Annotated in this window: 7 protein-coding genes; 2 read left to right on the top strand and 5 right to left on the bottom strand. The window is 64.9% G+C overall.

The annotated features are described in order from the left end of the window. Positions 1-2,886: AMP-binding protein (locus tag AC2VOU_RS10625; RefSeq protein WP_486957340.1), on the top strand; the 2,886-nt coding region annotated here is incomplete at its 5' end. Positions 2,887-3,009: 123 nt separating this feature from the next. Here the strand turns inward: AC2VOU_RS10625 and AC2VOU_RS10620 are convergent. The 5 genes from AC2VOU_RS10620 to AC2VOU_RS10600 all read right to left on the bottom strand — a co-directional run bounded on the left by AC2VOU_RS10620 (position 3,010) and on the right by AC2VOU_RS10600 (position 7,570). Then, positions 3,010-3,930: an alpha/beta fold hydrolase gene (locus AC2VOU_RS10620; RefSeq protein ID WP_486957339.1), complete on the bottom strand. Its 921-nt coding sequence runs from the start codon at positions 3,928-3,930 to the stop codon at positions 3,010-3,012. A gap of 79 nt (positions 3,931-4,009) precedes the next feature. Next, positions 4,010-5,275 (bottom strand): fatty acid desaturase family protein, encoded by a 1,266-nt coding sequence (locus AC2VOU_RS10615; RefSeq protein WP_486957338.1) that lies wholly within the window; start codon positions 5,273-5,275, stop codon positions 4,010-4,012. 81 nt (positions 5,276-5,356) lie between these two features. Further along, positions 5,357-5,536, bottom strand: coding sequence for a DUF6131 family protein (locus tag AC2VOU_RS10610; RefSeq protein WP_486939760.1), 180 nt, complete (start codon positions 5,534-5,536; stop codon positions 5,357-5,359). Between the two features lie 456 nt (positions 5,537-5,992). Then, positions 5,993-6,571 (bottom strand): hypothetical protein, encoded by a 579-nt coding sequence (locus AC2VOU_RS10605; protein WP_486957337.1) that lies wholly within the window; start codon positions 6,569-6,571, stop codon positions 5,993-5,995. A gap of 195 nt (positions 6,572-6,766) precedes the next feature. Next, positions 6,767-7,570, bottom strand: a complete 804-nt coding sequence (locus tag AC2VOU_RS10600) for an ANTAR domain-containing protein (RefSeq protein WP_486957336.1) — start codon at positions 7,568-7,570, stop codon at positions 6,767-6,769. A 563-nt stretch (positions 7,571-8,133) separates the two neighbouring features. Between AC2VOU_RS10600 and AC2VOU_RS10595 the strand changes: the two genes are divergently transcribed. Next, positions 8,134-8,660 (top strand): phosphoketolase family protein (locus AC2VOU_RS10595; RefSeq protein WP_486957341.1); only part of this gene is annotated, 527 nt, incomplete at its 3' end.

Genomic DNA, 8,660 nt, shown 5'->3' with positions numbered 1-8,660 from the left:
GAGGTGCTGCGGTTCGGCGGCCTTCAGACCGGATCCCGTCCGTCGCCCTTCCAGACTGTGGAGCGCTGCGACATGTACCGGTTGCGTCGCTACTTCCCCGACAGCGCGAATGATCCGTCCCGGCCCCCGGTCATACTCGTTCCCCCAATGATGATGTCGGCCAACGTGTTTGACGTCACAAGAGACCAGGGTGCGGTCGGGGTCCTGGATGATCTCGGGCTGGACCCGTGGGTGGTCGACTTCGGCTCACCGGACGTGGAAACCGGTGGGCTCGAGCGCACATTGAGTGATCATGTTGTCGCGCTCAGCAGGGTCATCGATTCAGTCCACGCACATACCGGCCACAACGTGCATTTGGCGGGGTATTCCCAAGGCGGCATGTTCTGCTATCAGACCGCGGCCTACCGACGGTCCGAGGGCTTGGCCAGTGTCATCACATTCGGCGCCGCCGTCGATTCGCTCAGCGGTCTGCCGTTCGGAATTCCCGCGGTCCTGGCGGGCCGCGTTGCGCAACTGATCGCCGATCACGTATTCAACCGTCTGTCGGTGTCCGGATGGATGGCCCGCACCGGGTTTCAACTTCTAGACCCGATCAAGACTGTCCAGGCGAGGTGGGACTTTCTGCGGCAGCTTCATGACCGAGAGGCGTTGCTGCCCAAGGAGCAACAACGCCGCTTCCTGGAGGCGGAGGGCTGGGTGGCATGGTCGGGCCCTGCGGTCGCTGAACTGTTACGGCAGTTCGTGGTACACAACCGCATGATGGCCGGCGGCGCCGCGATCGACGGCACGCTGATAACGCTCGCGGAAATCACCTGTCCGATCCTTGCGTTCATCGGGGAGTTTGATGACATCGGCCAACCCGCGGCCGTTCGAGGAATCCGGCAGGCCGCCCCCCGCGCCGAGGTGTCCGAAGTCGTATTGCGGGCGGGTCATTTCGGGCTCGTGGTCGGATCGACGGCCGCCACCCACACGTGGCCCAACGTCGGAAAATGGGTGCTATGGCAAGAGGGTCGAGGGCCCAGACCGCCGGACGTGCACGCGATGGAAGCCGATTCGCACGTCGGGATCGATGATGCCGCCGGTCTGGCGTCGCGCATCGCTCGTTCGGCAGGTGCACTGGCCGAAGTGGGCGTCGGCGTGAGCCTGGGGTTGGCCGACGCCGCGGTGGGGGCGGTGCGCAGTGGCCGGGAGATCGCCGGGGAGGCGGTACGTACCCTGCCCCGGCTCGCCCGCCTTGGTCGGCTGCAGCCCCACACCAAGGTGTCGTTGGGCGGGTTGATGGCCGAACAGGCGAACAGAGTGCCCGAGGGGGAATGCTTCCTCTTCGATGATCGCGTCCACACCAACGATGCGGTGGATCACCGCATCGACGACGTAGTGCGCTGCCTGATCGCTGTCGGTATCCGGCAGGGAGCCCGCATCGGTGTGTTGATGGATACCAGCCCCAGCGCCGTGGTCGCGATCGCGGCGTTGTCGCGGCTCGGGGCTGTCGCGGTGTTGCTGCCCCCGGACGACGATCTCGCCGCCGCCGTCCAACTGTGCGAGGTGGCCGACATCGTCACCGATCCCCACCATCTCGCGGCGGCCGCCGCGACCGGCGCCAGGGTGCTGATCCTCGGGCAGGGCCACCACACCGCGGACCTCGGACATCCGGAGTCAGACCGGGTCATCGAACTGGACCGCCTCACGGTGTCCGGTGAGCCCTTACCGCAGTGGTATCGCCCGAACCCAGGCCGGGCAAGCGATCTCGCGTTCGTGTTCTTCAGCACGACGGCCGGACGCCGGGCGATCAAGGAGGTCACCAATCATCGTTGGGCGCTGTCGGCCTACGGCACGGCCACAGCCGCCGCGCTCGACCGCAGCGACACGATCTATTGCCTGACCCCACTGCACCATCCGTCGGGTCTGATGGTCAGCCTCGGCGGCGCGGTGGCCGGCGGGTCGCGCATAGCCTTGACCCGGGGTGTCCATCCAACCGAGTTCGCCGACGAAGTCCACCGGTACGGCGTCACAGTGGTGTCCTACACCTGGGCCATGCTGAGCGAACTGGTGGAGACGACGTCGCCCGAGCTTGCCGAACACCATCCGATCCGACTGTTCATCGGAACCGGCATGCCAATCGGGCTGTGGCACAAGGTCACCGAGCGATTCGCTCCGGCGCGCGTGCTGGAATTCTATGCATCCACCGGGGGCGATGCGGTGCTGGCAAACGTGGCGGGGACGAAGACCGGCGCCAAGGGCCGGCCGCTACCGGGCAGCGCCGAGATTCGGCTCGCCGGATATGACGCCGCGACGGACCGGTTCATCGAAGATGACCAGGGTTTCGTGCGCCGCTGCCCCGACGACGAGGTGGGCGTGCTGTTGACCAAGTCGCGCCCCGGACTCGACGCCGCACGCGTGTCGATGCGCGGGGTTTTTGCCGAGGGAGATACCTGGATCACCACCGACCATCTGTTTCGCCGCGACAGAGACGGCGACTATTGGTTTGTCGACAACAGGAACACCGTGATCCAGGCGATGCGCGGGCCGGTCTTCTGCCAGCCGATTTGCGATGCCCTCGGCGACATCACCGTGATCGACCTGGCCGTGGTCTATCCCGTTGTGACCGAGGGGCACGACGTCGCGGTCGCAGCCGTCATGCTCAGCAAAGGCGCAAAGCTCACTGCGGCCAGCTTGACCAGCGCGTTGAGCGGCCTCCCCGGCGACCAGCGTCCCGCCATCGTGCACATTGTTGACCGGATACCGCTCACGCCCTCCTACCGCCCCCTGTCGACCACACTGCGAGCGGCCGGGCTCCCGGCTCCCGGGGAGACGACCTGGTACCGCGACGGCACTGATGACCACTATCGACAATTGGCCACCCGCCGCCAAACCGATTCCCAGTGACAGGACAGCGAACACACCACGACTGCTGAACCCGCCATTGCGGGCGAAACCAGCACCGGCAGTGCTCGAATGGGCCGTTCTGCGGGGAAGCTTCTGCCTGCCCACTTGTCGCCGACCCGAGTATCAGCTGTCTGAGCCGGTCGTTCCCGCTGCTGGGTGATCCTTCCGATCGGGGTGTTGATTCGTCAGATCGACATCGGGCCCTGTGGTGGCGATGAAGTCGTCGAGGATGTCCACCACCGCTGTCGGGGCTTCGACATGAGGGAAGTGCCCGACGCCGGCGAGCACCTCGAGTCGACTGCCCGGCACGGCCTCGTGAGCGGCGTAGCCGTGGGCGACGGGAATGATCCGGTCCTGCTCGCCCCAGATCAGCAAAGTGGGTAACCCATGACTGACGTGGATCTTGCCGAGCGCGCTGACCGCCTGGCCTCGGTAGTCCACCACCGAGCGCAACGTCCGCAGGAATGCTCGGCGAGTCGGCCGATCCGACAACGAGCAGTAGGCGCTCCACATCTCGCCGGCGCGCGGCGACTGGATTCCGGCCGACGTGAGCCACGACCCCAGCTTGTTGCCGAGATTCAACACCGGCTGCGGTGTGACCACCGGCAGCACCAACTCGGCTCCCGGTGCCGAGAGGATGCGCAATATCCAGTTGAGGTCGGGGCCCAGGCCACCGCTGCTGATGAGAACCAGGCGCTGGCAGTAGTCGCGGTGTTGATAAGCGAACTGCATGGCCACCCCGCCACCGAGTGACTGACCGACCACCGTGACCCGGCTGATACCTAGCGCATCGAGCAGATCCCGCAGCGAGGCGGCGAACGCGCCCAGCGAGTAATCGCCGCGCGGCTTGGTCGATTCGCCGTGCCCCAGCAGGTCCGGTGCCAGTACCCGGTACTTCTTCGACAACTCAGGAATGACCGCGCGCCAGGTCGCCGAACTTCCCGCCATGCCGTGAATCAGAAGCAGCGCCTCGCCGGCACCGGCATCCCGATAGGCAAGGCGCTCACCGTGCAGGTCGAGATAGCTCGTCTCGGTCTCGTGCACTGGGCTCCGTCCAATCGTGTTCGGACATCCTGGCCTGCTGTCAGACGATGATAACCGTAACTTACGGTTCGGTAGGTTACTAGCCAGTAGGTCGCGTTCTTCGGGCCTGGTCGTGACGTCGCTGACGGACTGCCGCGATCGCGGTCTTCAGGCCGCGGCGGCGTCCCGTCGCCAGGTCGGTACCGGTGAAGCCGGGCTGAAGTTCGGTGAACATCCGCTCGCTGCGGGTCTCCGGCGCGTCATCGGCGGTAGCGCGCAAGTAGCGGTCCGGCAGCGACAGTTTGGCGATGGTGCGCCACGCCTTGGCGTACTGCGCCAGGAATGACCCCGTGGTGTAAGGCAAGTCGTACTTGTCGCACACCTCTTGCACGCGCAGCGAGATCTCGTGTAGGCGATTGCTCGGTATATCGGGGTACAGGTGATGCTCGATCTGGTAGCACAGGTTGCCGCTCATGAACCGCATCGCCGGCCCGGCGTCGAAGTTGGCACTGCCCAGCATCTGGCGCAGGTACCAGTGCCCCCGGCTTTCGCCGATCATGTCGGTCTTGGTGAATTTCTCAGCGCCATCGGGGAAGTGCCCACAGAAGATCACGGCGTCGGTCCAGATGTTGCGGATCACGTTGGCCACGATGTTGGCCTTCAGGGTTGATTTGAAGGTCGCCGCCGGCGACACCGACGTCAACGCCGGGAACGCGACATAGTCCTTGACCACCTGTCGTCCGGCTTTGGTGGCGAACTCGTGGATCTGCCGCAGGGTTGTCTCGCGGCCCGGACCTTCTTCGAGAACTTTGCCGAAGTCGATGGGCTGCAAGCCGATTCCCCACTCGAAACCGAGCGCGAGGATGGCGTTGAAGAGCAGGTTGCCGAGGTTGGAGGCCTTCCAGGGCTGGTCACGGGTCACCCGCAGGGTGCTGTAACCCACGTCTTCGTCCATGTCGAGGATGTTGGTGTACTTGTGGTGCTGAAAGTTATGGGTGACTTTCCAGTGTTTCGACACCCCGCTCATGTCCCACTCCCACGTCGAGGAGTGAATCTCGGGGTCGTTCATCCAGTCCCACTGGCCGTGCATGACATTGTGGCCGATCTCCATGTTCTCGATGATCTTGGCCACCGCGAGGGTCACTGTTCCGGCCCACCAGGTGGGGCGTCGTGAACTAGCGGCCAGCATGAGACGGCCGGCGACATCCAGAGCGCGTTGCGCGGCGATGGTGCGACGAATGTAGCGTGCGTCGCTCGCGCCGAGGGACTCCTCGATATTGAGTCGGATCGCATCCAGCTCAACGGCCAGGTTGTCGATGTCGGCGTCGGTCAGGTGCGCGAAGGCCGCAATGTTGGTGATCGCCATCGTTATCCGCCTTTCTTTCGGGTCGGTATCACCCGACTCGGCCAGCCGCTGCCAGCCGAGCCGGGGAGTACATCGGACCGGTCAGTAGTAGTGGCGGCGGCCGCCGACCCCGCGTCCCATCCGACCCATCAGCATCAGCGCCAGGCCGACGACGAGGAGGATGACGCCAATGACCAGGCAAAGATGGGCGTAGGCGAAGGTAGGAATGAGGGCGGGGAGCAGCAGTCCAAGGACGATGAGGAGGATTCCGAGGCCGATCATGACGTGTACCTAGTTTCTGTGGATAGCTGGGAAGATAATAGCCGGGTTAGTGTCGGAGGGCGTCAGTTAGCCTCGTGCTCAAGCGATTTGGTGACGCCCCGCTCGATCAGCGCGACTTTTGTCGCGCTGCCGGGTATCTCCGGCACCATGATTCCCTCACCGCGAAGGTTAGATTCAGAATGGGCGGCTCAAGCAAATGCTCATCAAGTTCAGCGGCGTACAGCCAAACTTTCTCCGGACCGGCTGAAGGTCTCAGCAACATCAACTTTACACCTGTCGGGTACCCGGGCCAGATGTGTGACCTGAGCGATCTGCCACACGGGCAGCGGTGGCCGACCGCCAAGTCTGGACACCCCAAGGTTGAATGATTGTGGGAATGTGTGGAAGCCAACGACATCGCGGTCCGCATTCATCCACCGATGCTGTCTGTCGAGCCTAGGAACCGACGCCAACTACCTACTGAAAGCCAGTGAGCGTGTCGAGGATGACCTGCGCGGCGGTGGCTCGATCGGTGCGCGCGCGATCAGCGTCGATGTCTAATTTCAAATGTGCTTGCCGCGGGCTGTAGCCACGGCCGATGAGCACCCCGATGGCCTCACTTATCACCGACGCCTCTCGCAAAGATGTCCCGTCGTCCGAGCCGACCGGGACGCTCAGGTGCTGATCGAGCGCGAATTCGCCGGGCGGACGGCCGGTCAGCCACGCCAGGTCCGCGGCGAGGTCGACAAAAGTTCCCGGCCTCGCCGCGTAGAAGATGATGGCAACCAGCGGCGCTGCCCGGCCCTCACCGACATCGGCCGGCAGCGTCAGCCGCAGCGAGCTTCGAACTTTTTCGGCCGCGCCGTCCTCGAGGGTGCTGAACGTGAACGGCGAACCATTGCCTTCGACGATCACGCTCAGGCCGAGATAGCCGGATACCGCCGCTTGAGCGCCGACGCCCAGGCGGTGCAGACTGTGCAGCACATCGGCGCCGGGCTCATCCAGGGCGGCGGTGAGGATGCCCAATTCGGCGGCCAGGGCCGCACCGATCTCCATGAGAGAATTGCTCCGCTGGACGCTCCCGAGCGCGGATCGAGCCTGCCGGTGCCGAACGGGCGAGTCGCCCTGCCCGGTGGGGAAGCCGCGACGTGAGCCAGGACCCGTCGCGTTGACTGTTTCCCCGCCCTCCAACCTACGCGCGTTACACCGCGCAGCGACGGTTCGGCCGTGGGTTACCCCGGCCTTTCGGGCTCAGGCTGGCTTGTGTCGGGCGCGGGCGCGGCGCGTGGCTTCATCGACAATGCGCTGCGCCACGTCGGCCAATTTGCGGTGTTCGGCTTGGCTGATCGCCCGCAACTGTTTGAACGCCTCCTCGGCGCTACGCCCGCTGCGGCCCCGGATCAGGCCGATCGCCTGATCGATCACCGGCCGCGTCGACAACGCGGTCTGCAGTTGGGCGGCCAGCGCCACCGCATGCGCGAGGATCTGGGCGTTGTGCACCGCCACCGCCGCAGGCTTGGCGAACAGCTCCCCCAGTTCGGCGGCGTGCTCATCGAAGACGTCTTTGCCGTGGGCGTAGACATTGATCGCCCCGATCACCTGATCCGATAGCAGCAGCGGCAGCGACAGCGCACTGTGCACGCCCAGGCGGCCCACCCGGGGGCCGAATCGCGGCCACATTTTCTCCCCGCCCAACGACCCGGACCGCACCGTGCGTCGTTCCAGTGCCGCGGTGATGCAGGGGCCCTCCTTGAGGGTCACGTACTGAATCTCGTCGATTTCGGCGACAAACGGTGCACTCGCGCCCAGCACCTCCACCAGGTTTTCCACCCGATCGACCCGCAACAACGTCACTCCGGCGCCCTCGGCGCCCGGGATCGCGCGCACCGCAAACGCCGACACCTCAGCCAGCAACTCGGGCAACCCCAGGCTGCCCGCCACCAAGCCCGCCAGCTCGTCGATCCCGGCCCGCAAGTCGGCAGCATCAGCGGTAGCCTGCTGCAGGCTCAGCGAAGCCGACGGCGGGCCGTCGGCTTCTTCGGTTAACTCCGTCATACCTGTGCTCAATGACCTTGGCGGAGCTGGCAATCGACACTCGAAGCCCAGCGCCATCGTGGCGGCGCAACCGTAAGAGATAGTTGCCGAGGTGATCTGACGCCGGTAGCCGCAGCGCCGAAAGCGCGCGGCACCAGCAGGCCAACGGGCGTAATGTCAAGGGTGCTGAGAATGTCAGCTGGTTCGGGATGAGTTCGGCCGTCCGCCGCTTAACTCAAGGAGCATCGGCTCCGTGCCCTCACGCCACGGTGATCAGATTCAGGTCAGGCGGCCATGACCACTACGCTTGTTTGCCACCAACCCGCCCACCTGCAGGCGCCCCAGGTCTCGCCCGGCTGCCCGGGCTGGCCGTGATCGTCCCGTGTTCCCGGCGCCGCTCATGAGTGCGATCGGTGAACTGGGCGCCTTCCTCGCCAGAGAAGGCGCGGCCGCCGCGTCCCCGACCCAACCGGCCAGCACCGCGAATGGGGCCGACACCGCAACGCGAGTCGGATAGCTGCGAATCGACAAAGGAGGCACCACAATTGACGACACGGACCCTCGAACCTGAACTGCTCTGCAAGATGGACGCTTACTGGCGGGCGGCGAACTACCTGTCAGTCGGTCAGATTTATCTCTACGACAACCCGTTGCTGAGACGACCGCTCCAGCTATCGGATGTCAAACCGCTCGTAGTCGGCCATTGGGGGACGACGCCGGGGCAGAACTTCATCTACGTGCATCTGAACCGGATCATTACGAAGTACGACCTGGACATGTTCTACGTCGCCGGTCCCGGTCATGGTGGCCCAGCCCTGGTCGCCAACACCTACCTCGAGGGCTCCTACACCGAGATCTATCCCGACGTCAGCCAGGACGAGGCCGGACTGAAGAAACTTTTTACCCAATTCTCTTTTCCCGGAGGAATTTCCAGCCATGTGGCGCCGACGACTCCGGGATCGATCCACGAAGGCGGCGAACTGGGCTACTCGCTGAGTCACGCGTTCGGCGCGGTCTTCGATAATCCCGGCTTGACTGTCGCGTGCGTGATCGGCGACGGTGAGGCCGAGACCGGGCCACTGGCCACAGCCTGGCATTCCACCAAGTTCCT

It is taken from the genome of Mycobacterium sp. TH-M25 (assembly GCF_057473665.1).
This window is presented reverse-complemented; position numbering and strand designations above follow the sequence as displayed.